Origin of the sequence: Leisingera thetidis (assembly GCF_025857195.1) — a bacterium.
GTDB classification, from domain to species: domain Bacteria; phylum Pseudomonadota; class Alphaproteobacteria; order Rhodobacterales; family Rhodobacteraceae; genus Leisingera; species Leisingera thetidis.
In genome coordinates, this window is record NZ_CP109787.1 from 2,738,372 (window position 1) to 2,761,992 (window position 23,621).

General features: G+C 66.0%; 20 protein-coding genes and 1 riboswitch. Of the genes, 7 read left to right on the forward strand and 13 right to left on the reverse strand.

Going from position 1 to position 23,621, the window contains the following annotated elements:
* Positions 1-55 precede the first annotated feature (55 nt).
* Both OKQ63_RS13135 and OKQ63_RS13140 read right to left on the reverse strand, forming a co-directional pair.
* On the reverse strand, positions 56-889 hold the full coding sequence (locus OKQ63_RS13135) for a cytochrome c oxidase subunit II (RefSeq protein WP_264210527.1): 834 nt from the start codon (positions 887-889) through the stop codon (positions 56-58).
* Between the two features lie 217 nt (positions 890-1,106).
* Entirely contained in the window at positions 1,107-3,572 is a 2,466-nt protein-coding gene (locus OKQ63_RS13140) for a CoA transferase (protein ID WP_264210528.1), read from the reverse strand.
* A 108-nt stretch (positions 3,573-3,680) separates the two neighbouring features.
* Here OKQ63_RS13140 and OKQ63_RS26045 point away from each other — a divergent pair, with 108 nt between their 5' ends.
* Positions 3,681-4,616, forward strand: coding sequence for a LysR family transcriptional regulator (locus tag OKQ63_RS26045; RefSeq protein WP_286672684.1), 936 nt, complete (start codon positions 3,681-3,683; stop codon positions 4,614-4,616).
* Positions 4,617-4,677: 61 nt separating this feature from the next.
* On the opposite strand, the gene OKQ63_RS13155 is transcribed toward OKQ63_RS26045, so the two are convergent.
* From OKQ63_RS13155 to OKQ63_RS13180, 6 genes are all read right to left on the reverse strand, one after another.
* On the reverse strand, positions 4,678-6,507 hold the full coding sequence (locus tag OKQ63_RS13155) for a BCCT family transporter (RefSeq protein WP_264210529.1): 1,830 nt from the start codon (positions 6,505-6,507) through the stop codon (positions 4,678-4,680).
* A 76-nt stretch (positions 6,508-6,583) separates the two neighbouring features.
* A complete protein-coding gene (locus OKQ63_RS13160) occupies positions 6,584-7,594 on the reverse strand; it encodes an Ldh family oxidoreductase (RefSeq protein WP_264210530.1) in 1,011 nt (336 codons plus the stop codon).
* Between the two features lie 12 nt (positions 7,595-7,606).
* Positions 7,607-8,236, reverse strand: coding sequence for a DUF3726 domain-containing protein (locus OKQ63_RS13165; RefSeq protein ID WP_264210531.1), 630 nt, complete (start codon positions 8,234-8,236; stop codon positions 7,607-7,609).
* Positions 8,233-9,921, reverse strand: a complete 1,689-nt coding sequence (locus OKQ63_RS13170) for a hypothetical protein (RefSeq protein WP_264210532.1) — start codon at positions 9,919-9,921, stop codon at positions 8,233-8,235. The genes OKQ63_RS13165 and OKQ63_RS13170 overlap by 4 nt, the downstream gene beginning before the upstream one ends.
* 3 nt (positions 9,922-9,924) lie before the next feature.
* The gene (locus tag OKQ63_RS13175) at positions 9,925-10,908 is read right to left on the reverse strand and encodes a membrane dipeptidase (protein ID WP_264210533.1); all 984 of its coding nucleotides are present in this window, start codon (positions 10,906-10,908) and stop codon (positions 9,925-9,927) included.
* Between the two features lie 137 nt (positions 10,909-11,045).
* Entirely contained in the window at positions 11,046-12,491 is a 1,446-nt protein-coding gene (locus OKQ63_RS13180) for an aldehyde dehydrogenase family protein (protein WP_264210534.1), read from the reverse strand.
* A gap of 105 nt (positions 12,492-12,596) precedes the next feature.
* On the opposite strand from OKQ63_RS13180, the gene OKQ63_RS13185 reads away from it, so the two are divergent.
* Positions 12,597-13,484: a LysR family transcriptional regulator gene (locus OKQ63_RS13185; RefSeq protein WP_264210535.1), complete on the forward strand. Its 888-nt coding sequence runs from the start codon at positions 12,597-12,599 to the stop codon at positions 13,482-13,484.
* A 44-nt stretch (positions 13,485-13,528) separates the two neighbouring features.
* On the opposite strand, the gene OKQ63_RS13190 is transcribed toward OKQ63_RS13185, so the two are convergent.
* From OKQ63_RS13190 to rimK, 5 genes are all read right to left on the reverse strand, one after another.
* Positions 13,529-14,290 carry an ABC transporter ATP-binding protein gene (locus OKQ63_RS13190; protein WP_264210536.1) on the reverse strand — a complete coding sequence of 254 codons (762 nt, stop codon included), beginning with the start codon at positions 14,288-14,290 and terminating at the stop codon, positions 13,529-13,531.
* Positions 14,287-15,336 (reverse strand): FecCD family ABC transporter permease, encoded by a 1,050-nt coding sequence (locus tag OKQ63_RS13195; RefSeq protein WP_264210537.1) that lies wholly within the window; start codon positions 15,334-15,336, stop codon positions 14,287-14,289. Before OKQ63_RS13195 ends, OKQ63_RS13190 begins: the two co-directional genes overlap by 4 nt.
* Positions 15,333-16,343, reverse strand: coding sequence for an ABC transporter substrate-binding protein (locus OKQ63_RS13200; RefSeq protein ID WP_264210538.1), 1,011 nt, complete (start codon positions 16,341-16,343; stop codon positions 15,333-15,335). Before OKQ63_RS13200 ends, OKQ63_RS13195 begins: the two co-directional genes overlap by 4 nt.
* A 159-nt stretch (positions 16,344-16,502) precedes the next feature.
* Positions 16,503-16,694: riboswitch (cobalamin riboswitch) on the reverse strand.
* A 187-nt stretch (positions 16,695-16,881) separates the two neighbouring features.
* A complete protein-coding gene (locus OKQ63_RS13205) occupies positions 16,882-17,925 on the reverse strand; it encodes a succinylglutamate desuccinylase/aspartoacylase family protein (RefSeq protein WP_264210539.1) in 1,044 nt (347 codons plus the stop codon).
* A gap of 4 nt (positions 17,926-17,929) precedes the next feature.
* On the reverse strand, positions 17,930-18,835 hold the full coding sequence (rimK, locus tag OKQ63_RS13210; protein ID WP_264210540.1) for a 30S ribosomal protein S6--L-glutamate ligase: 906 nt from the start codon (positions 18,833-18,835) through the stop codon (positions 17,930-17,932).
* A gap of 434 nt (positions 18,836-19,269) precedes the next feature.
* On the opposite strand from rimK, the gene OKQ63_RS13215 reads away from it, so the two are divergent.
* From OKQ63_RS13215 to OKQ63_RS13235, 5 genes are read left to right on the forward strand one after another with little or no spacing between them, the layout of a single operon-like run.
* Complete coding sequence (locus tag OKQ63_RS13215; protein ID WP_264210541.1) at positions 19,270-19,557, forward strand: hypothetical protein; 288 nt, start codon at positions 19,270-19,272, stop codon at positions 19,555-19,557.
* A gap of 46 nt (positions 19,558-19,603) precedes the next feature.
* The gene (locus OKQ63_RS13220) at positions 19,604-20,221 is read left to right on the forward strand and encodes a paraquat-inducible protein A (protein WP_264210542.1); all 618 of its coding nucleotides are present in this window, start codon (positions 19,604-19,606) and stop codon (positions 20,219-20,221) included.
* Positions 20,188-20,823, forward strand: a complete 636-nt coding sequence (locus OKQ63_RS13225) for a paraquat-inducible protein A (protein WP_264210543.1) — start codon at positions 20,188-20,190, stop codon at positions 20,821-20,823. Before OKQ63_RS13220 ends, OKQ63_RS13225 begins: the two co-directional genes overlap by 34 nt.
* A complete protein-coding gene (locus tag OKQ63_RS13230) occupies positions 20,820-22,904 on the forward strand; it encodes an MlaD family protein (protein ID WP_264210544.1) in 2,085 nt (694 codons plus the stop codon). The genes OKQ63_RS13225 and OKQ63_RS13230 overlap by 4 nt, the downstream gene beginning before the upstream one ends.
* Before the next feature lies 1 nt (position 22,905).
* Entirely contained in the window at positions 22,906-23,463 is a 558-nt protein-coding gene (locus OKQ63_RS13235) for a PqiC family protein (protein ID WP_264210545.1), read from the forward strand.
* Positions 23,464-23,621: the final 158 nt, after the last annotated feature.

Here is a 23,621-nt window from a genome sequence, read left to right on the forward strand (position 1 = left end):
TTGCCTCCGGCAAAGGGGAAGGCGCTCCACACCCACCCAGGGCCGGGCGCTGCCCTCAGCGTTTCGCGAGCCTGGTTCCGGCCCCGGTCTCAGAACCCGCATTGGCGTAGCCTTCAAAAGTCAGCTGCTCCTGCAGCCACTCCTGGTATTCTTCAGCCTCGACCACGGTCACATAGCCGCGCATGAAGGGATGCGCGGTGCCGCAGTATTCGGCGCAGAGCACTTCGAACGCGCCGGTGCGGGTGGGGGTGAACCAGATATAGGTGACCATGCCCGGCACCATGTCCATCTTGGCGCGGAACTCAGGGACATAGAAATTGTGCAGGACGTCGATCGAGCGCAGCAGCAGTTTCACCGGCTGATCAACAGGCAAATAGACCTCACCGCCCTCGATGATGAGATCATCCTTGCCAAAGCGGTCATGCGGGTTGACGCCCAGGGGGTTCTCGCCGTTCACCCATTCCGCATCCGCGGTGCCCAACACCCCGTCCGCGCCCGGCAGCCGGTAGGACCAGCTCCACTGCTGGCCAAAGACCTCAAGCTCGGTGGCGTCCTCCGGCACGGTGACGAATTGCTTCCACACAAACAGCCCCGGCACCAGCATCGCCGCCACCCCCAGGGCAGTCACCCCGGTCAGCCACCACTCCAGGCGTTTGTTTTCCGGATCGAACTCCGCCTTGTGCCCCGGCCGGTGCCGGTATTTCAGCACGCAATAGGCCATGAACAGCACCACCGCCGCAAACACGGCGCCGGTGATCCAGAAGGTTATGACCAGCGTATCGTCGATATAGCTCCAATTCGACGCGATCGGCGTCCACCACCACGGGCTTAACAGATGGAACGCAACAGACCCCGCCACGATCAGCACAAGCACGACCGCAATCAGCATCCCGCCCCCTTTCCCCGCCGCCCGGGCACTCCCAAGCCCGGCAGGCAGGTTCAATCGGCATGAGAGGGTAGTATATTACGGTTTCACGTTTCAATCCAGAAACCGGAAGTTGTACGCCTTTTGCAGCAGACAATTTCCATATCCCAGCAATTTCAGCAAAGGCAAAAGGGCGCCCGGCCCGGGCACCCCTGAACCGCTGAGACAGCAGCAGCCCGGATCACTCCGGCAGGTATTTCTCCGACCAGCTCCCGCCAGCGGCACCGCTGGCGATCATCGCCTCGGTTTCCTCCGCAGAATAGCCCAGCCGCGCAAGGATGGCGCGCGTGTGTTCGCCGTATTTCGGTGCCGCCCCCGGGATAATGATCCGGCCTGCCTGAGGGCGCACCGCGTTGGGCGCCACCAGATCGCACCAGCGGCCCATCGGGTGCCGGTCGTGGCGGATCACCCGGAAAGTCGCCTGCTTCAGGTCGGTATCGCCCGTGCTTTCCAGCTGCAGGGCTGCGTCGCGGGTGTCGTGCAGCGAGGACAGCGGCACCGCAGCGGCAGAGCTGCCGGCAAAAGCTGCGCGCCAGTGGGACAGCGGCCGAGTGCCGAAGCGTTCGGACAAGGCATCATGCAGTCGATCCTCCGGCAGCTCTGCCAGATCGGCCAGTTCCGGAGCCCGCGCCAGCGCCGCGCCGCGTTCGGTAGGAGCAGCAAAGAAAAACCAGCAGTCCGCGGCCTGGTAGCAGTGATAGAACGGCCCCCAGCCCAGTGCCTCACGGCCCGAGGGCTCGTTGAACGGCACCCGGCCCTCATGGTCATACATGAACTGAGCCTGGATCAGGTTGCCCGCGCCCGCCAGCGAGGCGCGCGCCACCCCGCCTTTGCCGGTTTCCTTGAGCCGCAGCAAAGCGCCGCCCAGGGCCGCACAGGCGCAGAAACCGGTCAGCACGTCGATGGTGCCGAAATGGGCGTGTTCCTCGGGTGTCTCCATGCCGCCGCCAAAGCGCAGCATCACCCCGGTGGCCGCCTGCGCCAGATCGTCATACCCAAGATGGTCGGACTTCGGCCCGCGCATTGGGCCGCCAAAGGCATCGAGCTGCACCAGGATCAGGCGCGGGTTGACCGCGGCCAGCCGGTCCGGCGACAAGCCCAGACGGTCGCGCTGCTGGTCGGTGCCGTTCATGGTGATGACATCGGCCTCAGCAATCAGCCGGGCCAGCGCCTCCTGCCCCTCATCGCTGCGCAGGTTCAGCAGGATGCTCTCCTTGCCGCGCTGTGCATGGATGCCGAAGACGACGGTGTTCCAGGGGTCCACCGACGGTTCCACCGGCTGCACCAGCGTCACCCCGGCGCCAAAACGGGCCAGGGTCGAGCCGATGGTCGGCCCGGCAATCACGTTGGTGAGGTCCAGGACCTTGAGCCCGTCGAGCCAGCCCTGGCCGGCCCGGCCGCTGGTGCCGCCGCGTTCCGGCTCGGCCAGCAGCGCCGCCAGATCTGCCTCCACCGCGCTGATCTTCTGCACCGCGCCCTCGTCGCCGGACAGCCAGGCGACGTTGCCCATCTGCTGCACGGCCCCGTGCCGCGCGTCCTCCACCTGCAGGACCAGCCCCGACGCCAATGCGTGCGGGTCGTGCAGCCATTCCCGGGTGGACCGCTGCGCGGTGGCAGGTGCCTTGGCGGCGCCGAACAGCGCCTCCCATTCATGCGATGGTTTGGTCAGGAAGGCAGCTTTCATCGCCGAGGAGACGCGCTCTCTGTCGGATGCCCCCACCGGGTAATTCCGCATTGACCATTCGGCGGGCCAGTCCTTGGTATCCAGATAGGCGGAGAAATCCGGCAGTTCATCCGCCAGGTCCTTGAGCCCCAGGGTCTCCAGAACCCGCCGCGGGTGGGTGGCGACTGAGCCGCTCACCACGTAAAAGCCGCGCCCGTCGGCGCAGGTGTAGGTGCGGTAGAACGGGTCGAGGAATTCAGACAGCTCCTCGAACTTCAGGTTCATCGGCAGGCCCTCTGCCGCGCGCCGGTCCAGCTCCACCTCGCGGGGGGATTTGTAGCGTTCGGGGTAGTCCTCGATCTGTTCGCAGTTGTAGACCAGCCCCTCCAGCAGCGCTGCGGCCAGCGGCACCTCGATATGGTCGCCGCCATTCTGCTCGCGCGCGTTCAGGGCAAACAGCACCGACATGGCGCCGAAGCTGGCGCCATAGGCCGAGGCCAGCGCCAGCGGCGAGAAGGACGGGTTGATGCCCATCAGGCGGCGGTTCAGGCCCATGTCGGTGAACTGGCCGGTGTAGGCGGCGATCACCGCCTCCCAGGCAGGCAGCCCGGCCAGCTCCGCATCGGTGGAGGCAAAGCCCGGCAGCGACAGGTACACAAGCTGGTCGTTGGCGGCGCGCAGCACCTCCGGCCCCAGGCCGAGACGGTCCATGACGCCGGGGCGGAAATTCTCGATCACCGCATCGGCGCGTTTGGCGAGCTCAATTGCCGTGGCGCGGCCTTCGTCCGACTTCAGGTCCAGCTCCAGCGTCTGTTTGCCCCGTGACAGCATATCAAAAGCCGGGCCGTCAAAACCGGTGCCGCCGGGCGGGGTGATGCGGATCACCTCAGCCCCCATGTCGGCCAGCATCATGCCGGTCAGCGGGCCGGCCAGGTAATGGCCGAAGTCGAGAACGCGAATGTGTGAGAGGGGGCGCTGCGGCATGGGGAGGTCTCTGTCTGTTACCGGTTCAAAATTCAGTCCGCCACAGATTATCTTTGCGCCCTGCAATATCCACTGGCCAAAAACGCATGCACTCCCTAACAATTTCCTATGGAACGATCGATACGCCCCACATCCGGTTCGCTGAACGCCCTGCTGGTGCTGGAGGTGGCCGTGCGCCATGCCAGCCTGTCGCGCGCGGCGGCTGAGCTGGGGCTGAGCCAGCCTGCGGTCTCGCGCCATATCACAACGCTGGAGGACCGGCTGCGCCAGCCGCTGTTCGAGCGCAACAACAACCGGATCACCCCCACCGCCAATGCGACCCGGCTGGCCGATGCGGTGGCGCTGGGACTGGGCCATGTGGATCAGGCCTGGAGCGAGGTTCTGGCCGCGCCGGAGACCAACGAGGTGACGCTGGCCTGCACCTTCGGCTTTGCCGATCAATGGCTGATGCCGCGTTATTCGGACCTGCGCGCCTGTCTGGGCGGCACGCGGGTGCGGGTGGTGACCACCGATCAGCTGGGGGATATCGACCTCAGCCGTCTGGATGCGGCGGTGGTCTGGGACCCGGCGCGGATGCCGGAACGCCCGTATTTCCCGCTGATCGCGGCGGAAACCTTCCCGATCTGCAGCCCGGCGTTTCTGGAAGCCCATCCGGAGGCCGCAAGCCATATCGCGGAAATCCCGCCGGAGCTGTTCCTGCATTTCGACACCGGCAGCTCCGGCTTTCTGACCTGGGAGGGGTGGTTCGCGGAGGCAGGCCTGCCGCAGCCGCAGTTCGGCACTGCGGCGGCATTCGACGCCTACCCCTTCCTGCTGCAATCGGTGCGCCGCGGTGAAGGCATCGGGCTGGGCTGGACCGGCATCGCGGACAACGCGCTGGCCTGCGGCGAGGTTCTGCGGCTGGGGCCTGCGGTCTCGGACCGGCCGCACAGCTATTTCCTGCAGCACCGGGTGCCCGGCACCGGCGGCGGGCCATTGGAGCGGATGCTGGAGTGGTTCAAGCGGCAAGCCCAGGCCCGCCGGACCCCGCCCGGCCCGGCGTGAAAAGGGCCGGAGGGATCTCTCCCTCCGGCCCCTGCACCACCTGGATGGGCGGTTGAGTTGATTATTCGGCCGGTGCGCTTTCCGCGGCCTTCTCACGCTGTCCGTCGCGGAACAGCGCCTTGGCCAGCGCCACGCACATCAGGCCCATGACCATGGTGAACGGCAGCGCGCCGATGATCATCGCGCTCTTCAGCGCTTCCATCGGGTCTGCACCGCCATTGGTCTTGCCTGCGAACAGCAGGGTGCCGATGACCGCGGTCAGGATCAGACCCCAGACGATCTTGTGCTTGTTGCCGATGTTCTGGTCGCCGCCGGACATGATGGTGTTCATCACCAGGATGCCGGAGTCCGCCGAGGTGACCAGGAAGGTCATGATCAGCACCACGCACATGATGGTAATGCCGGACAGCAGCCCGCCGTCGATCATGCTTTGCAGGGTGACGAACAGCTTGGCGGTGTTCGATGCGCCGATGATCGCGCCTTCTGCTGCGCCGCTGAGTTCCAGATCGATGGCGGTGCCGCCCAGGATGGCCATCCAGGCAAAGCAGACCATCGCCGGTGCCAGCACGCAGCCGATGATGAACTCGCGCACCGAGCGGCCGCGGGAAATGCGGGCCAGGAACAAGCCGACGAAGGGCGAGAACGCGATCCACCAGGCCCAGTAGAAAGTGGTCCAGCCTGCCTGCCAGCCGAACTGACGGCCCGGCTCGCCGGCCGCATAGGCTGCCGACAGAACGTCGTCGGACAGGGCCGCCGCTTCGCCTTCCAGGCCGGCCTTGAAGCCGTCGAAGGACCCCCATGCATTGGTTGCACCGCTGCGCAGCGCATCGGCATAAGGCGCCGCTTCGGCAGGCAGCGCCGCCGAGAACTCAGCCGCCGACTGCGGGCCGTAGGGGCCGAAGCTCAGCGAGGCGAAGTGCAGGATGTAATCGACCAAGGCCGACGCATAGGTGGTCATTGCGAACATGAAGGAGCCGAAGACCACGAAGGTCAGCAGCAGCAGGATCGACAGAACCAGGTTCAGGTTCGACAGGTACTTCACGCCGCGGCCGACGCCGGACACCGCCGAGATGATCGACAGGCCCATGATGGCGAACAGGCCGGCCAGCAGGCCAACGGTGCCCGGAGCCGGAGCATCGCCGCTCATGTCCATCATCCATTCCATGCCGGTGATGGCATAGACCCCGTCCACGAACTGCGACACGCCAAAGCCGATGGTGACCGACACGCCCAGGATGGTGGCGACCACGCCGAGCACGTCGACGACATGGCCCAGGAAGCCGTTCATCAGCCTGCCGAACAGCGGTGTCAGCGCGGTGCGGATGGTCAGCGGCATATCGCGGGTATAGGCGTAATAGGCCAGCGACAGGCCGGTCACCACATAGATCGCCCAGGCATGGAAGCCGTAATGCAGGAACGTGTAGCGGAAGCCGGATTGAATGGCTTCTTCGGTGTTGGGCGCAACTTCCTGCGCCAGCACCACCGGGTTGGAGCCCCACAGGCCGAGCGGCTCAGCGGTGGCAAAGACCATCAGGCCAACGCCCAGACCGGCGCCGAACATCATCGAGAACCAGGAGAAGTCCGAAAACTCCTTTTCTGCACCCGGAGCCCCCATGATCCGCTTGCCGGTTTGCGGCAATGCGGCGACCACAAACAGGAAAAAGGCGAAGAAGCCGACGATGACGATGTAGAAGGCGTTGAAATCCTCCAGGATGCGCCAGTTCAGGCTGCCCAGAACGCCGGTGGCGTTTGCGGGCCACACCAGCGCCCAGAGAACCAGCGCGACCATGATCCCCTTGCTGAGCAAGGCGATCTCGACGCTGTGCCCCTTGTAGAAGCCACCGTCGGAGGTCTTGATCTCCAGATCGGTAAAAGGTTGTTTGATAGACATGCGTTTCCTCCCGTTTCGCACGTGCCGCACCGGGGTGCGGATTTTCCGGCGGATTGCGGTCCCGCCGGGATTGGCGTCAGCCCATGAGGGCTTTGATCCTGTTCAGCGTAGCCACGCTGACCGCGACGCCATCGGTCCGGGCCTTGATCCGCTTGGCGCGGCGCCCGTCTCCGGGCAGGTGTGCGCCGGCTTGCCCGCGCACCGCTTCTACGATCCCGGCCATTCCCGCACCAAATGCGTCATTTGATGTCGCCGCCGGGTCGATTGCGATGAACATTTGGCCGGTTTTCGGCGGTCCGCCCGCGGTGCCGGAGAACGGCGAGGCATTGATGCCAAGGGTGGCACCGGTCAGCGCGGCGGCCATGACTTCAGTCAGCAGCGCCACGCCGACGCCTTTGTAGCCGCCCGACGGCGCCATCGACCCCTTGAGGCCTGCCTCCGGATCGGTGGTCGGATTGCCATCGGCATCCAGCGCCCAGCCCAGCGGGATCTCCCTGCCCTCGCGGGCGTGTTTCATCACCTCGCTCTTGGCGATGGTGCTGGCGCTCTGGTCGATCAGCAGTTCCGGCTCGCCGTCCTCGCCCGGCACCGCAACCGAGAACGGGTTGGTGCCGACGACAGGCTTGCTGCCGCCCGAGGGCGCGATGGAGGCTGGCGCGTTGGTAAAGCCCAGACCCACCAGCCCGGCGCGGGCCAGGCGGGCGGTGTGATAGCCCAGCACGCCGCAGTTGTAGCTGTTGCGGACCGCCAGCACCGCGATGCCTTGCTCGCGGGCCGCGGGGATCAGCGCCTCGAACCCCATGTCGATGGCCGCATGGGCAAAGCCGGTGGCCGCATCCGCCGCCACCACGCCGGGGCGCGGGCGGGCAATGGCCGGAACCGCCTGCCCGTCCACCTTGCCGCATTGCACATGCTCGGCGTAGATCGGAATATAAGCCAGCCCGTGGCTGGCCACCCCGTCCGCTTCGGTGGCCGCGGTGGCCACCGCCAGCGGCCGCGCGTTGGCCTCGGAGGTGCCTGCCGCCACCAGGGCGCGGAAGGAGAGATCCTCGATCTCGGCAAGGGTCAGGGTTCTGGTTTCGGTCATTTGGACGCCTCTTCAGTCATTGTCCGACAGCCCGGCACCGGCGCCCAGAAGGCGCGACTGCTCGGTGGCCGGAGCGTAGGTTTTATGGGCAAAGCGGTTGAGAACGGCCCAGGCCGCCTCAGCCGGTTCGGCGCGGGTTCGGAGCGGGCCGCCGGCTGCCAGGCTGCCGCCGGCGCGGACGGTCAGAACGGCGGCGCTTTCCGGCAGTGCGCCTTCAATCTGCAAGCCTGCAGCATCGGTTACGGCCTGAAAGCCCTCGCCCTCCACGGTGACGCAAACGCCAAGCTGGCGCGCGGCCAGCGCAGCAAAGGCCAGGATCAGCACAGGCTGGGCAACCGGCCCCATTTTCAATGGCCCGTGCTGCAGCTGTGCCGCGCAATCCGACAGGGCGGCGCCGCTTGCCAGCGGGCACAGCCGCACCTTGGCCAGCCAGTCGCCGTCCAGGCCTTGCGGCACATGGGCCGGAAGATCCGCCGCATACCCGGCCTCCAGCAGCCCGGCCAGCACCGCGGCCCCGTCCAGCCCCTGCGCGCACAGCCAGCGGGTGGCCTTTGCGGCCTCCTCGGCCAGGCCCCAGTCATAGCCGGCTCCGCGGGCGGCGCGTTTGGCGGTGGCTTCCACTTCGTTCAGCGCATAGCTCATTGGTCTGCCTCCGGATAGACCCACAGGTCGGCGTTGGCGGTGGTCAGGTCCTCAGGATAGGGAGCGCCTGCATACATGCAGATCCGCACCCAGCGGTCGGAGCGCGGGTCGAAATGGGTGGCGCCGAAGAACGACAGCTTGGCCCGCAGCATGTCGACCGGCAGCACCCGGTCGCTGATGGTGTTGCTGCGGATCTCGCCATAAGGCGCCAGCCGGCTCATCTGCGCCCGGCGCACGGTGTGGCGGTGCTCGGGGTGGCGCAGCAGGAATGCCGCAATGGGCTCTGCGTCATCCCAGCCGGCCAGCGCCGCATGGGCGGCGGCCGCATCGCGGGCCGGTGCCAGCGGCTGTTCGTAATTGGCGATCGGCTCGTCGAACCGCTCGCCCATCCGCGGCTCCAGCTTCTCCTCCGAGACATACCAGGCCCGGGCGCAGTTTTCGCGGGCGCTCCAGTCCAGATCCAGCGCCCAGGCAAAGCTGTTCTCGATCAGCTCCCGCAACTGGGCAACCGGCATTGCGCCCTCGATGATGAAGGCGTCCTTGTTGGCATCGGCCATGCAGTCAGACAGCCCGTCCACAAGGTCCGCATAGGGTTCAAGGATCAGTGAGGCAGCCAGTTCCTGCCCCTCCAGGCCCAAGGCTGTCTCGCTCCAGCGGATCAGCCGGTCCCAAGGATGGTCGTTGAGCAGATCGTCTGCCGCCGTCCAAGCGGCCAGGGCCTCAAGATCCTTGTGAAGGCTTGCCAGCTTTTCAATCTGCGCTGGGTGTTCCGAATGCCAGCGCGCGGCCGACAGTTCGCTCCGCCGCAGCATCCGGCGGAAACAGGCGGCTTCCTGCGCGCTGGCGGTTTCAACCGAGCGCACCCGGGCAATCGCCTCTTCCCGTGCCGCAATCCAGTTGTTGAACAGCACCGGGTGGTTGACGATATAGGGCGCCATCCCGAGGCCGGTGGAATTGCCGATCCCCAGCCGCCGCGCCGTTTCCGGCGCCAGCGGCACGGCGTTTTTGCCGCCTTTGGCGCGGGCCATGTGCTCGACCAGATCGCGGACAAAGGCGCGGGTCAGGTAGACCGACAGCATCTCGGCCTGGAACGGCGCGCTGAGTTCGGGGCGGTCGGCAATCGCTTCGCGGTCGGCGGCGCCCAGCTTGCCGGAGCCGTAGACGGCGGTTGTGCGCATCAGGTAACCGACGGCCTCCACCTGCGCCGGGTCGGGCTGCTGCCCCTGCGACAGCGCCTCGACAAAATGCGCCCACAGCCGCACCGAGCGGTTGGCGCGGGAGACCGACAGGGATTTGTCATTGACCCGGCCCGCCTCCTGATAGGGCACGTTTTTCGACAGGCGCTCAATGTCGGCATCCGTTGGCACCCCGTCGAACAGGGTGAAGGTCGCATCCCAGGCGGTGGCAATCACCCGGTCCGACCGCATTTCCGGCGGCAGATCGTGGGCAAAGGCGATCAGGGAATAGGTCCGCGCGGGGCCGGTGGCGGTATAGACCGCCACGCCGACGCCGTTGCAATCGATATCGAACTTGGGGCGCGCAAAGCTCCAGTTTTCCCGGGCCATGCGCCGTGTCAGCACCCGCATGAAGCTGAGGCGGCACTGGTGCAGGGAGCCGAGCCGGCTGAGGCGCATCACCTGCGCCGGGTCTCGTCGTGATATCGTTGTCTGCGCGGTTGTTTCCATGACCTATCCCTTTGGGCCAAAGTTTTCGGCAAAGAACCGGTACCAGTTCCCGCCCATGATGCCGCTCACCTCGTCATCGTTCATGCCCGTCGCGCGAAGGCCCTCTTCGATGTTTCCAAAGTCGCGGTTGTCCTTGAACCAGCTGGGCATTTCCGGGAAGCCCGGAGCGGCGGCTGATCCTTCGCCGTAATCGATTTCCTTGCTCCAGCGGCCGACCCGCATCCATTCGACGACGCTGTCGGGCTGGTCCTGGCAGAGATCGGTGCCAATGCCCAAGTGCTCCACCCCGTATTTGTCGGCGGTGCGGGCGATCATCCCGCAGAAGCTTTCAAGCGTGCAGTTGGACTTGTCCTTGAGGTGATGCGGATAAACCGAGAAGCCCAGCATGCCGCCGTGGCCGGTCACCGCGCGGATCACATCGTCCTTCTTGTTGCGCAGGGCGGGCGACCATTCATGCGGGTTGGCATGGGTGATGGCGATGGGGCGGCTGGAGATCTCCGCCGCCTCGATGGTGGAGCGGTCGGCGGAATGGCTCATGTCGACCACCAGGCCGACGCGGTTCATCTCCTTGATGACCTGCTTGCCCATCCGGGTCAGCCCCATGTCCTCGGCCTCGTAACAGCCCGTGGCCAGCAGCGACTGGTTGTTGTAGGTGAGCTGCATGAAGCGCGCACCAAGGGTGTGCAGGATCTCGACCAGGCCGATGTCGTCCTCCATCGGCGACGGGTTCTGGAAGCCGAAGAACACCGCAGTGCGCCCCGTTTCCCGCGCCGTGTCGATGTCGGAGGCCCACTGCCCCTTCATTATCAGGTCCGGGTACTGCTCGAACCAGCGGTTCCACTTCTCGAAGTTCAGAACCGTCTCGCGGAAGTTCTCGTGGTAGGCGATGGTGACCTGGATCGCGTCCACGCCGCCTTCCCGCAGCTGGCGGAAGATTTTCTCTGACCAGTTGGCATATTGCAGGCAATCGATACGGTATCCGGTCATTCAAGCACCTCGGTTTTCAAAGTCCAGCACCCGGCCTTCAGGCAGCGGGCAGGAAGCGCCCGCCTCAGGGGAAACGAGGAGGACGGGCGCTTCCGCAAACTGGCAGGCCGGTATCCGGCGCTGCCAAGGTTTCACTCTCAGACCGGCTTGCCGGCGCTGATGTAGGCGGTCTTGACGGTGGTGTAGAACTCCGCCGCCGCCTTGCCCTGCTCGCGCGGGCCATAGGAGCTGTCGCCGCGGCCGCCGAAAGGCACGTGGTAGTCGGTGCCTGCGGTCGGCAGGTTGACGGTGACGACACCGGTGCGCGCGTTGCGGCGGAAATGGGTGGCGCGGGCGAGCGAAGTGGTCACGATGCCCGAGGTCAGGCCGAAGTTGGTGTCGTTCACCACGCTCAGCGCCTCGTCGTAGCTGCCGACCTTGATCACGCTGGTCAGCGGCGCGAACATTTCCTCGCGATTGATGCGCATGTCGTTGGTGGTGTTCAGGAACACGCCCGGCGACATGTAGAAGCCCTCGTGCGGCATCTCCAGGCGCTGGCCGCCGCAGGCCAGCTCGGCGCCTTCGGATTTACCCAGATCGGCATAGGCCAGGTTCTCGTTCAGCTGCTGCTCGCTGACCACTGGCCCCATCTGCACGCCCGCTTCCAGCGCGTGGCCCACTTTCATGGCCTGTGCCCCGGCGACAAGCTTGTCGACAAAGGCATCGTGAACGGCCGCGTGGACCACGAGCCGGGAGGAAGCGGTGCATTTCTGGCCGGTGCCGCCGAAGGCGCCGCCCAGCGCCAGGGTGACGGCCAGGTCCAGGTCGGCGTCGTCCATCACCGCCAGCGCGTTCTTGGAGCCCATCTCCATCTGCACTTTGGTCAGGTTCTGGATCGCCGCGGCGGCGATGCCCTTGCCCACCGGCACCGAGCCGGTGAAGGAGATCGCGTTCACCTTGGGGCTTTCGACCAGGCGCTGGCCGATCGAGCGGCCCGAGCCCATGACCAGCGAGAACAGGCCTTTGGGAATGTCCTGGCGTGCGATGATTTCGGTCAGGGCCACGGCAGAGGCCGGGGTGATGTTGGCGGGCTTCCAGACCACGGCGTTGCCGTAGCACAGCGCCGGCGCGATTTTCCACGAAGCGGTGGCGGTCGGGAAATTCCAGGGGGAGATGATGGCGACCACACCCACCGCCTCGCGGCGCACGTCCACCTCGATATCGGGGCGCACGGAGTCGGCGTTTTCACCGATCTGGCGCAGGCATTCGGCGGCGTAATAGGTGAAGAACTGGCCGGCGCGGTAGACTTCGCCCTTGCCCTCGGCCAGCGGCTTGCCTTCTTCGCGCGACAGCAGCGTGCCCAGCTCCTCGGCTCGGGCCATCAGCTCGTTGCCGATGTTCATCAGAACCGCCTGCTTGCGCTCCAGCCCGTAAGCCGCCCATTCCCGCTGTGCAACCTGCGCCTGGTCCAGCGTTGCCTCCAGCTGATCGGCGCTGGCCTGGGCAAACATGCCGACCAGATCGCTCAGATCCGACGGGTTGCGGTTTTCGATTTCGCTTTCGCCAGCCAGCCATTCGCCGGCAATCAGGTTCAATTTGGTCACGGTTCGGCCCCAGATGCTGAATTTCGGATTTACAGCAGGATGGACTTCGCGCCTTCCATCAGTCAAACTCAATTAACTGAACGCAACTTCAATATTATTGAAATCATGGCCCTGAAGATCGAAATGCTGCGCACCTTCTGCACCGTGGCGCAGACCGGGAACCTGTCAGAGGCGGCAAACCGGCTGGGCCGGACTCAGTCGGCTGTTTCCATGACGCTGAAACAGATGGAGGAGCATCTGGGCAAGAAGCTGTTCGAGGGCGAGCGCAAGAACCAGCTGTCGCCGCTGGGGGAGCAAGTCTTTGACCTGGCCCAGAAACAGGTGCGCCAGTTCGATCAGACGGTGCAGAGCATCGAGATGGCGGCAGAGGCGCTCCACGGTCTGATCCGCATCGTCTCGGTGCCGTCGGTGGCTGCGCTGGTGTTCCCGCCGGTGCTGGAGCACATGACAGCCAGCTATCCCGGCATAAAGGTCGAACTGCGCGACACCGACACCCAGCAGGTGCTGGATGCGCTGGCCGAGGGAAAGGCCGACATCGGCATTGCCTCGGGCTATCATCCGCTGAACGGGGTGAAGGCGGTGCCGCTGTTCGAGGACCGGTTCGGGCTGGTCTGCTCCACCGGCCACCCGCTGATGCAGCAGGCCGGCCCGCCCGTCATTGCCGACATCATCGGCCCCGCCTTTGTCCGCAACGCCCTGTGCGGCCTGATCCGGAACGCGCATTTCGTCGAGGCCAGCGGCACGGCGGATGTAACGATCCACAACACCCATTCGCTGATCACCATGGTGCGGACCGGCAAATGGGTGACGGTGCTGCCGGAAACCGTGGCCCGGTTCATGCCCGACTCGACGGCGTTCCGTCCGATTGCCGACCTGCCGGACAAGCGCGAGGTCTACCTCTACCAGCGCGAACGCTCGCGCTTTGCCGCGCTGACCGAAGACTGCTGCGCCTTCATCCGCTCCAGCGGCCTGTTCAGCAACCTGGCCGGCTGAACGGATCCTAAGGCGGCAGCGGCGCCGCCGCTTGGCGGGCGGCCTCAGGCCAGGTGGAAGGACAGGAACGGATCGGCCCCGTCGCCGTCCCGCAGCCAGCGCGCCCGGATCCCGAAGAACTCCGAAACCGTCTCCGGCCGCAGCGCCTGCTGCGGCGTGCCCAGCGCCACCAGACGCCCCCGCGACAGCACCGCGACCCGGTCGCAGGTCATGGCCTGGTTGAGGTCATGCAGGGCCACCACCGTGGTCACCTTCAGGTTCCGGATGCAGTCCAGGATCGACAGCTGATGCTGAATGTCCAGATGGTTCGTCGGCTCGTCCAGCAATAGCAGCCCGGGCCGCTGCGCCAGAGCGCGGGCGATGTGCAGCCGCTGCCGCTCGCCGCCGGAGAGGGTCGCCCATTCGCGCTGCTCAAAGCCCTCCATGTCGACCGTCCGCAGCGCCTTGTCCACATGCAGGCTGTCCTCGCCGCTCCAGGGCCGCAGCGCCGACAGCCAGGGGGTGCGGCCCAGTTCCACCACCGACCGGGCGGTGATGCGCTCGGCGGTATCGGCCTGCTGCTCGACAATCGCCACCCGCTGGGCGATCTGGCGGCGCTTCAGCCGGGCCAGCGGCTGATCCGCCAGCAGCACCTCGCCCTCCGACGGGCGTGCCAGTCCGGCCAGCAGCCGCATCAGCGTCGACTTGCCGGAGCCGTTTGGCCCCACCAGCGCCAGCGTCTCGCCCGGCTGCACCGCCAGCGACACATCCGACAGCAGCAGCTTGCCGCGCACCGCATAGGACAGGCTGCGGGCTTCGATCCTCATCGCGCGGTCCTCTGCCCGCGCACCAGGATGACGGCGAAGGCCGGCGCGCCGATCAAGGCGGTAACCACCCCGATCGGCAGCACCTGGCCGGGGATGATGATGCGGGAGACAATGTCGGCGCCGATCAGGAACACCGCCCCGGTCAGGGCGGCGGCCGGCATCAGCCTGCGGTGGCCGGGACCGACCAGAAAGCGCGCCGCGTGGGGGATCACCAGGCCGACAAAGCCGATCGAGCCGACGATCGATACCATCACCGCGGTCATCAGCGCGGTGGCAAAGATCAGCACCACCTGCACCCGCCGCACCGGGATGCCCAGCGCCGCGGCGGAATCGGTGCCGAAGGTGAAGGCATCCAGCGCCCGCGCATGGAACCGGCAGATCACCCAGCCCGCCAGCGCCAGCGGCACCGCCAGCCACACGTCCGGCCAGCGCACGCCGCTGAGGTTGCCCATCAGCCAGAACATGATGCCGCGGGCCTGATCGGCATTGGCGGACTTGGCGATGATGAAGGCGGTCAGCGCGTTGAACAGCTGCGAGCCGGCGATGCCCGCCAGCACGATCTGCGCCGCCGCCGCCCGGCTGCCCCCTGCCCCGGCGGCGCGCGCCAGCAAAGCGACAAAGCCGAAGGCCAGCAGCGCCCCGTTGAAGGCGCCAAAAGACAGCGACAGAGCCCCGCCGCCAAGCCCGGCAATGGTGACAGCCACCGCCCCGGTGGAGGCGCCGGCCGAAATTCCAAGAATGTAAGGATCGGCCAGCGCATTGCGCAGCAGGGCCTGCAGCACCACCCCGGTCACCGCCAGCGCCGCACCGCAGGCCCCCGCCACCAGTGCCCGCGGCAGCCGGTAGCTCCAGATGATGCCCTGGTCCACCGGGTCCACCGGCAGCCCCGCTCCGGCCAGTTTGTTGGCCAGAACCGACAGGACAAGGTCAGGCGCAAGCGCGGTTTCCCCGATCATTGCGCCCGCCAGAACCGCCGCAGCCAACACCGGCAGGGCCAGACAGACGCCCCTGACGCCCTGCCATGCAACTGCGGCGGCCGCGCTCATTCGCCGGCGCCGATCGCGCTGAGTTCAGCGGCCAGATCCTCCAGCGCCGGAATCGCCCGAATGGTGGCATCCATCGCCTGGGCGTCCATCACCACGATGCGGCCGTTCTTCACAGCATCCATCTGGCTGGCGACCGGGTCGGTGCGCAGGAACTCCAGCTTTTTCTCGTGGTCATCTGCGGCAAAGCGGCGGCGGTCCATGCGGGCAATCACGATCACCGTCGGGTTGGCCCTGGCGATGGTTTCCCAGCCGACGGTGGGCCATTCCTCGTCCGTTTCGATCACATTGCGCAGGCCCAGCTGCTGCATCATGTAGCCGGGCGCGCCTTTTTGGCCGGCCACAAACGGGTCACTCTCCAGTTCGGGCGACGAAAACCAGAACACGGCAGAGGCATCCTCCAGCGCAACCTCCTGCGCCTTGGCAACAGCCGCGGCTTCGCGCGCCTTGTAGCCGGCCACCAGTTCGGCGCCCTTTTCCGCTTCGCCGAAGATCGCTGCCAGTTCCTCGATGCCCTGATAGAGGCTGCCGGTGGTGAACATCTGCGTGCGGGTGCCGTCGCCGCCGGTGGTGTTGTCCTTGCCGACGCAATCGGCGGGCATCACATAGGTCGGGATGCCGAGGTCATGGAACTGCTCGCGCTTGGCAACGATGCCTTCGGGTCCGACGTGCCATTCGTATTGCGCCGCCACCAGGCCGGGGCGCTTGGCCACCACGCTTTCAAAGCTCGGGTCGTTGTCGGCCAGCCGTTCGACCTTGGCGTTCACGTCTGCATATTCCGGCAGCACGTCGTTGAACCAGACCGAGGTGCCCAGCACCTTGTCGCCCAGCCCCAGCGCATAGAGCACTTCTGTGGCAGCCTGGCCAACCGTCACGGAGGACGCCGCAGGCGCCTCGAAGGTGACGGACTGGCCGCAGTTTTCGATGGTCAGCGGAAAGCTTTCGCCGGCAGCCGCAGCCTGGGCCGCGAGAGTGAAGGACAGGCCGATCAGGCCGGAACGCAGGAACATGACTTTCGATCTCCATGTGTCAATGACCGGAGAACGGGTGAAAGGGCATTGACCGGTGAGGCGAGGCGGACAACCGGGGCCTTCCGCCTGTGCAGCCGAGCCGGGTCCGGCAGCGGTGGCACGTTTTCATCGGCAACCTCCCCGGACAACCCCGCCCGGTGTGTTTCGGTTTTGCCGGCAGGTCTCCTGACTGGCGGGTCACTGTCTGTCCCGTCTTCCCAGACCGTTGCGGGCCAGTGACACGATGGGACAGCTCTCGCCGCCTACAGTTGCGGGGGCAGTTCCGTTTGGCGCCCGAAAGCACCGCGGATTCCCTCTTAGCCCTTGCGGGACCGGTAGAGCGCGGGTAGCGCATCAATTCCGCTGCGGCAAGAAAAAGTTATGCTGCTCCGGGAAATCTCCGCAAACAGCGCATCTGCGCCGCGGCAAGGACGCCGCCCGGGCGCAGCTGGAGCCGCCGCGTCAAATGCCGGTGCTGCATAGCCGCCGCGGCTGCCGTCCGGGGCGCAGTTCTGCGCCGGAGAAATATTGATTTTCCTCAGATGATCTCATCTTCATCAAACATCGGATCATCCTCCAGCTGCGTGCTGAGGTCCTCTACCGTGTCCCCGGCCCTCTCAAAGGAACGGATGCTGCCCAGATTGAACACGGCGTCCCCCTCGTTCACCACCGGCATCATCGCGCGGCCGACTATAAGCCCGTCGAAAGGCGCCAGGATTTCCTGGTCCTCCTCCCCAAAGGGGTCGGAAACGGATCCCATCAGCTCCCCCTGCCGGACCAGCCCGCCATCGGCTTTGTACACTCTGAGGAGGCCGCCCATTGGCGCCCGCAGCCATTTGCTGGAAGAACAGAACTGCGGCGGTGTCTTGGGTTTGGAAATGCCTTTGGCCGGCAGCATCCCCATGTGCCGCATTACCCGCAGGATGCCGGCCAGCCCGGCCCTGACCGACAACTCGTCAAAGCGCAGCCCCTCGCCCGCCTCATACAGAAGGACATCCTTGCCCATCTCCATGGCCGCGCTGCGCAGGGAACCTTCGCGAAGAGCGGACCGCATCACGATGGGCGGGCCGAAGACTCCGGCGAGGTCCCGGGCGCGCGGGTTGCCGGGCGGGATGCGGATCTGCGGAAAGTTCGTCCGATGGATCGCCGCCGAGTGCAAATCGATCCCGAGATCCGACCGGGCGACAATTTCGGTCATAAACAAATGCGCCAGACGCGACGCCAGCGATCCATGCTCGCTGCCGGGAAACACCCGGTTGAGATCCCGCCTGTCAGGCAGATAGCGGGACCTGCTGATGAAGCCGAAGGCGTTGACAATCGGCACCGCGATCAGAGTGCCCTTGAGCACCGCCAGGTTCGGCGTCCGCAGCAGCCGGCGCACGATTTCCACACCGATCACTTCGTTGCCATGCACGCCGCCGCTGACAAAAATCACCGGCCCGTCCCGACGGCCATGCACGACATGCGCCGACATGGTGACCGGCGTGTGATCGGACAGGACACTGACCGGAAGGTCGACGGTAAGCCGGGATCCCGGCGCCACCTCGGCGTGGCCGATGGTGAAGGGCGGACGCGCCTTCATGCCGTTACCCTTTGCCCTTGGTTTTGGTGGCCCCGGTCTTGGCATGTTTTTCCAGGAATTCGATCATCTTGCCGGCGATATCCAGGCCGGTGGCGTTTTCCACCCCTTCCAGGCCGGGGGACGAGTTGACCTCCATGACCACCGCGCCGTGATTGGCCCGCAGCATGTCGACGCCGCAGGCGTTCAGCCCCATGGTCTTGGCCGCGCGGACGGCGGTGGCGCGCTCCTCCGGCGTCAGCTTGACAATCTGGGCCGACCCGCCGCGGTGCAGGTTGGAGCGGAAATCGCCTTCGGCCCCGGTGCGCTTCATCGCGGCAACCACCTTGCCGCCGATGACAATCGCCCGGATATCGGTGCCGCCGGATTCCTTGATGAATTCCTGCAGCAGGATGTTGACCCCGGCGCCGCGGAACGCCTCGACCACCGATTTTGCCGAACGGTCGGTATCGGCCAGCACCACGCCGATGCCCTGCGTGCCTTCCAGCAGCTTGATCACAATCGGCGCGCCGCCGGCGAGTTTGAGCACCTCTTCGGTCTGCTTGGGGTCGTGCGCGAAGGTGGTGACCGGCAGCCCGACGCCATCGCGGGACAACAGCTGCATCGAGCGCAGCTTGTCCCGCGACCGCCCGATGGCGACGCTTTCATTCAGCGGGTAGACCCCCATCATTTCGAACTGGCGCAGCACCGCGGTGCCGTAGAAGGTGACCGATGCCCCGATCCGCGGGATCACGGCGTTATAGCCTGTCAGTTTCTCACCGTTGTAATAGATCTCGGGCCGCCGGGTTGCGATGTTCATGTAGCAGCGCAGCGTGTCGATGATGTCGAGCTGGTGGCCGCGCTCCTCTGCGGCGGCTTTCAGACGCTTGTGGGTATAAAGATTGGCGTTTCGCGCCAGCATGGCAATTTTCATATGTTGTCCTTTTCGGTCTGCCGCGCAGCAGAGGCGCGTTTGGTGGAGGCGGCGGCCAAGCGGGTTTTTCAGCCCCGCATGGCTGGCGGTCGTTGGAAAGACCAGCCGGACCGCCAGAGAGAGAAACGTCCAGCAGCCGGGTCACATCGCCGGAAGGGAGCCAACGGCGGCCTCCGGCCAATGGGGTGCGGCATCTGTATCGAAGCCCCGTCCTGATGAGTTCCGGCTGCTCAGGCAGGCCGTGGCATCAGCAGGCAGCTGCCCGATGCTGCGGTGTCCGGACCGAACCATTTCAGAGTCAGCGGCGGCAGTCCGGCGCCTGGCACCGGATTTTCCGGAACCATGTTCATCGCGCCGTTGCTCACCAAGGTTGCCGCCCCATCATACATGTGATATTTTTTCGCCCATAGACAAAAATTCATCGGAATTAGCGAATGTCCACCTTCGACAGCGCTGCTGAAGCTTTGGCAGGGCTTTATGCCCGGGACTTCGGAGGGAAAACCTCCGGCCGTTATAGAATTCCCCAGAAGCTGCTCCGGGAATTGTGCGGGCGGCACAGGCTTTACGAGGACGACATCACGGAGCTTACGCGTGCTCTTCTGGAAAAGGGCTATGTTCTGATTGATATGGAGAGCTTCTTTGTGGTTTTGAGTGCCAACTCCTTTGTCAATTACCGGCGGGTCGGCAAAGAAGTGCTGCCGGGGCTGACCTTCGCAGAGTGACTCCCGAACCGTTGCGGCACGCGCGGTCTGACTGGACAGGGGTGAAATGGACGCAGAACAACTGATCGCCTGCCCGGTCTGCGACGTGCTGCACCGGGACCGGGAAGTGGCGGCGCACACCATGGCCAGATGCGCCCGCTGCGGCACGGTTCTGGCCGCGCCCAGATCCGGTGCGATGACCCGGATCGCGATGCTGTCGCTGACTGCACTGATCCTGCTGGCTGCGGCGGCCGGTTTCCCCTTTCTGGAGCTGAAGGCCCAGGGCCTGTCGCACCGGGCCTCGGTGCTGGATGCGGTGCTGGCGTTTTCACGCGGGCCGATGGCGCCCTTGTCGCTGGCCACCGGCCTTCTGATCGTGCTGCTGCCCGCCGCCCGCTACGGTGCATTGGTCTACACCCTGGCGCCGATGGCCCTGGGCTGGCGCCCGGCGCCGCGGGCGGCTGCCGTCTACCGCTGGGCGGAGCGTCTAAAACCCTGGGCCATGGCCGAGATCTTCACAATCGGCGTGGCGGTGGCGCTGGTCAAAGTGTCCGGCCTGGCGCAGGTTGGGCTGGGGCCCGCCTTCTGGGCTTTTGCCGCGCTTCTGGTGGTGACCATTCTGACCGACAACTCGATTTGCAGGCTGACCGTATGGAAAACCCTGAAGACGCGCGGCGCTTCCTGACTGCCGCCGAAGCCGGGCTGGCAGGCTGCCGCGCCTGCGGCACCGCGAATTCGGGCGGCGCGCAGGCCTGCGCCTGCTGCGGCGGCCCCCTGGACCCAGCCGGACCGGCCAGCCTGCAGCGGGTCTGGGCCTGGCTGGCCGCCGGGATGATCGCCTATGTCCCGGCCAATATCTGGCCGATGCTGCGCACCACCGCCTTTGGCCGCACTTCCGAAAACACGCTGATCGGCGGCATTGCCGAACTGTTCAGCCATGGCTCCTACGGTGTCGCCTTCATCGTGTTCTTTGCCAGCATCGTGATCCCGGTCGCCAAATTCCTGGCCATCGCCTATCTTGCAGTTTCGGTCCGCAGGCCGGCGGCCCTTGGCAGCCATGGCCGGCTGGCGCTCTATGAAGTTGTCGAGTTCATCGGGCGGTGGTCGATGATCGATGTTTTTGTCGTGGCGATCCTGACCGCCCTTGTTCAGCTGGATTTTGCCGCGGCTGTCAGCCCGGGGATTGCAGCGGTCAGTTTTGCATTGTCGGTTGCCTTCACCATGCTGGCAGCCCAAAGTTTCGATCCGCGGCTGATCTGGAAAGCGGAAAAGCGAGAATATGAATGAGCACGCCTGAACCCGCCCCGATGAAAATCTCCGCGCAGCGCCCGTCCCTGTGGCGCAACCTGTCGCTGGTCTGGCTGGTGCCGCTGGTGGCGCTGGCGGTGTCGCTGGGGGTTGCCTGGAAAGCTTATACCGACCGCGGCGTGCTGATCCGGATCGCCTTTGACAACGCCTCCGGCATTGCCGCCAATGAGACCATGGTGCGATACCGCGATGTGGTGATCGGCCAGGTCGAGGAACTGGGCTTTGCCGACGATCTGAGCAAGGTTGTGGTATGGGCCCGCATCGACAAGAAAATTGCCCCCTACCTGGACCAGGATGCTGCCTTCTGGGTCGTCCGCCCGGAAGTCAGCACGCGCGGTATCTCGGGGCTCAGCACCGTGCTGTCCGGCGTCTACATCGAGGGCACCTGGGACCAGGACCCGGGCACTCCAGCCACCAGTTTCGAGGGCGCCGACCGGCCGCCGCTGGTGCAGCCGGGCCGGGCCGGGCGGCGGATCACCCTGCGCACGGCCGACGGCCGGATGATTTCTGAAGGGTCGCCTGTGCTGTTCCGCGGCATCGAGGTCGGGCGGCTGGAGCAGCCGCGCCTGACGGTCAGCGGCGACAGCATCGTTGTCGATGCCTTCATCGACGCGCCGCATGACCGGCGGATCAACTCGGCCACACGGTTCTGGGACAGCTCCGGATTTTCCGTTTCGATCGGCGCCAGCGGGCTGTCGCTGGACGTTGACAGCATCGCCTCGCTGGTGGCCGGCGGCATTGAGTTCGACACTGTTTTCGATGGTGGCAGACCCGTCGGTGCCGGCGCAGTCTTTGACATCCACCCGGACGAGGCAACGGCCCGCCGTGCTGCTTTTGCCCGGGCACTCTCTGGTGGCGTGGCCGTCTCGGTGGCCTTCGACGAGTCAGTGGCCGGCCTCAGCAGCGGAGCCGCGGTCAAGCTGGGCGGCGTGAAGATCGGCGAGGTCAGCAGCCTGAACGCCGCGATTCAAAACGACAGCGACGCAGCCGGTGTGCGGCTGATTGCCAAACTGCTTCTTGAACCGTCCCTGATGGGCCTCCCCCCCGGCGCAGGCGAAACCGAAGTGCTGGATTTTCTCGAACAGGCCGTTGCGGGCGGGCTGCGGGCCCGGCTGGCGGCCGCCGGGCTGTTCAGCTCGGAGCTGATCGTCGAGCTGGTCACCCTTGCGGCGGCTGAACCGGCCTCTTTTGACCGCAGCGCCGAGCCTTTCCCTGCATTGCCCAGCGCACCGTCCGATCTGCCGGATTTCCGGGCGACAGCGGAAGGGGCGCTGGAACGGATCAGTGAATTGCCGGTCGAAAATCTGATGGCTCAGGCGATCAGCACCCTGGCCAGCATCGAAACCCTGGCCTCAGCCGAAAGCACCCGCCAGGCCCCCGCCGCAGCCGTGGCCCTGCTGGAGGACACCCGCGCGCTGGTCGCGGACCCCGCCGCTCGCGCCCTGCCCGGCGAACTGCAAGCCGCGGTGGCGGAATTGCGCGCGATGCTGACTGAGCTGCAACAAGGCAGAGCGGTGGCAAACCTGACCGCTGCGCTGGCGCAAGGCAGCCTGGCCGCCGCCAGCCTTGCCGCGGCATCGGATGAGCTGCCCGCCCTGGTCGATGATTTCCGCGCGCTGGCAGCCAAGGCCAATTCACTGGCGGCGGAAGAGCTGATCCGCTCGGCAAGCCAGCTGATGAACAGCGCAGATGCGCTGATCGGAACCCCGGAAGCCCGGGCCCTGCCGCCTGCCTTGACCGCCGCCCTGGACGAAATGCGGTTCACGCTGGCAGCACTGCGCGAAGGCGGGCTGGTGGACAACGCAAATGCCACCATGCGGTCCGCCCGCGAGGCAGCCGATACTGTGGCCGCCGCGGCAGAGGGGCTGCCGGCCCTGTCCGCCCGGCTGGAGCGCCTCGTCGCCCAGTCCGAAGCCCTGATCAGCACCTATGGCACCCGCTCCAGCTTCAACTCCGAGACCTTGGATGCCCTGCGCGAAATCAAGTCGGCCGCCCGTTCCGTAACCCAGCTTGCCCGCAAGATCGAACGCGATCCGAATTCCCTTCTGTTTGGTAAATAAAATGAAAAACATCCTGTTGCCGATGCTTCCCATTGCCCTGCTGGCCGCTTGCGCCCCGGCCAATGATGCCCGTTACCTGATCACTTCCGCCCCCGGCGAGAAAGTGGCCAACCTGCGTTCCCGCACCATCGAGGTCCGGCTGATCTCCCTCCCGTCCTACGCCGCAGCGTCGGATATTGTCGCTGAAGGCGAAGGCGGCGCATTGTTTGCGCTTGGCGGGGCGCAATGGGCCGACGATCCGGCCCGCGGCATGACCGCAGCGCTTGCCCGCGGGCTGAACGAACGGACCGGTGCCGCTGCCGCAGTGGAACCCTGGCCCCTGAACTCCGGGCCCGACGCGCGGCTGGATGTGCGGGTGGATCAGGTTTACGCGCGCACCGACGGAACCTTTGCGCTGACCGGTCAGTTCGCGGTCTCCTCACCCGAAGGCACGGTGCGGGAATTCGTGAAGCGTTTCGATATCCAGGCACCGATCAGCGGCACCGGGCCATCCGCAACCGCCGAAGCGCTCTCCCTGGCGCTGGCGGAACTCGCGCGGCAGGTCTCGCAGGCAATGTAGCGGCCCCGTTTCCGCCGCGGCGGCGGATTGCCGGCCCCTGGCCTGCGGGTGGCGCTCGGGCGCACCGGGGGCCGCTTGCGGCAGATCACAAACCAGCCCGTCGCCCGGCTCAGGTCAGATCCCGATACCGGTCAGGGTTTTGCCACCGCCGCGGCCGG

Coding starts and splice junctions, on each gene's coding strand:
- OKQ63_RS13175 (WP_264210533.1), bottom strand. CDS start 10,908: ATGACCGGATACCGTATCGATTGCCTGCAATATGCCAACTGGTCAGAG.
- OKQ63_RS13200 (WP_264210538.1), bottom strand. CDS start 16,343: ATGTTCCTGCGTTCCGGCCTGATCGGCCTGTCCTTCACTCTCGCGGCC.
- OKQ63_RS13170 (WP_264210532.1), bottom strand. CDS start 9,921: ATGGAAACAACCGCGCAGACAACGATATCACGACGAGACCCGGCGCAG.
- OKQ63_RS13230 (WP_264210544.1), top strand. CDS start 20,820: ATGAGCACGCCTGAACCCGCCCCGATGAAAATCTCCGCGCAGCGCCCG.
- OKQ63_RS13205 (WP_264210539.1), bottom strand. CDS start 17,925: ATGAAGGCGCGTCCGCCCTTCACCATCGGCCACGCCGAGGTGGCGCCG.
- OKQ63_RS13220 (WP_264210542.1), top strand. CDS start 19,604: ATGGACGCAGAACAACTGATCGCCTGCCCGGTCTGCGACGTGCTGCAC.
- OKQ63_RS13185 (WP_264210535.1), top strand. CDS start 12,597: ATGGCCCTGAAGATCGAAATGCTGCGCACCTTCTGCACCGTGGCGCAG.
- OKQ63_RS13140 (WP_264210528.1), bottom strand. CDS start 3,572: ATGCCGCAGCGCCCCCTCTCACACATTCGCGTTCTCGACTTCGGCCAT.
- OKQ63_RS13225 (WP_264210543.1), top strand. CDS start 20,188: ATGGAAAACCCTGAAGACGCGCGGCGCTTCCTGACTGCCGCCGAAGCC.
- OKQ63_RS13160 (WP_264210530.1), bottom strand. CDS start 7,594: ATGACCGAAACCAGAACCCTGACCCTTGCCGAGATCGAGGATCTCTCC.
- OKQ63_RS13195 (WP_264210537.1), bottom strand. CDS start 15,336: ATGAGCGCGGCCGCCGCAGTTGCATGGCAGGGCGTCAGGGGCGTCTGT.
- OKQ63_RS13235 (WP_264210545.1), top strand. CDS start 22,906: ATGAAAAACATCCTGTTGCCGATGCTTCCCATTGCCCTGCTGGCCGCT.
- OKQ63_RS13135 (WP_264210527.1), bottom strand. CDS start 889: ATGCTGATTGCGGTCGTGCTTGTGCTGATCGTGGCGGGGTCTGTTGCG.
- OKQ63_RS26045 (WP_286672684.1), top strand. CDS start 3,681: ATGGAACGATCGATACGCCCCACATCCGGTTCGCTGAACGCCCTGCTG.
- OKQ63_RS13190 (WP_264210536.1), bottom strand. CDS start 14,290: ATGAGGATCGAAGCCCGCAGCCTGTCCTATGCGGTGCGCGGCAAGCTG.
- OKQ63_RS13165 (WP_264210531.1), bottom strand. CDS start 8,236: ATGAGCTATGCGCTGAACGAAGTGGAAGCCACCGCCAAACGCGCCGCC.
- OKQ63_RS13155 (WP_264210529.1), bottom strand. CDS start 6,507: ATGTCTATCAAACAACCTTTTACCGATCTGGAGATCAAGACCTCCGAC.
- OKQ63_RS13215 (WP_264210541.1), top strand. CDS start 19,270: ATGTCCACCTTCGACAGCGCTGCTGAAGCTTTGGCAGGGCTTTATGCC.
- rimK (WP_264210540.1), bottom strand. CDS start 18,835: ATGAAAATTGCCATGCTGGCGCGAAACGCCAATCTTTATACCCACAAG.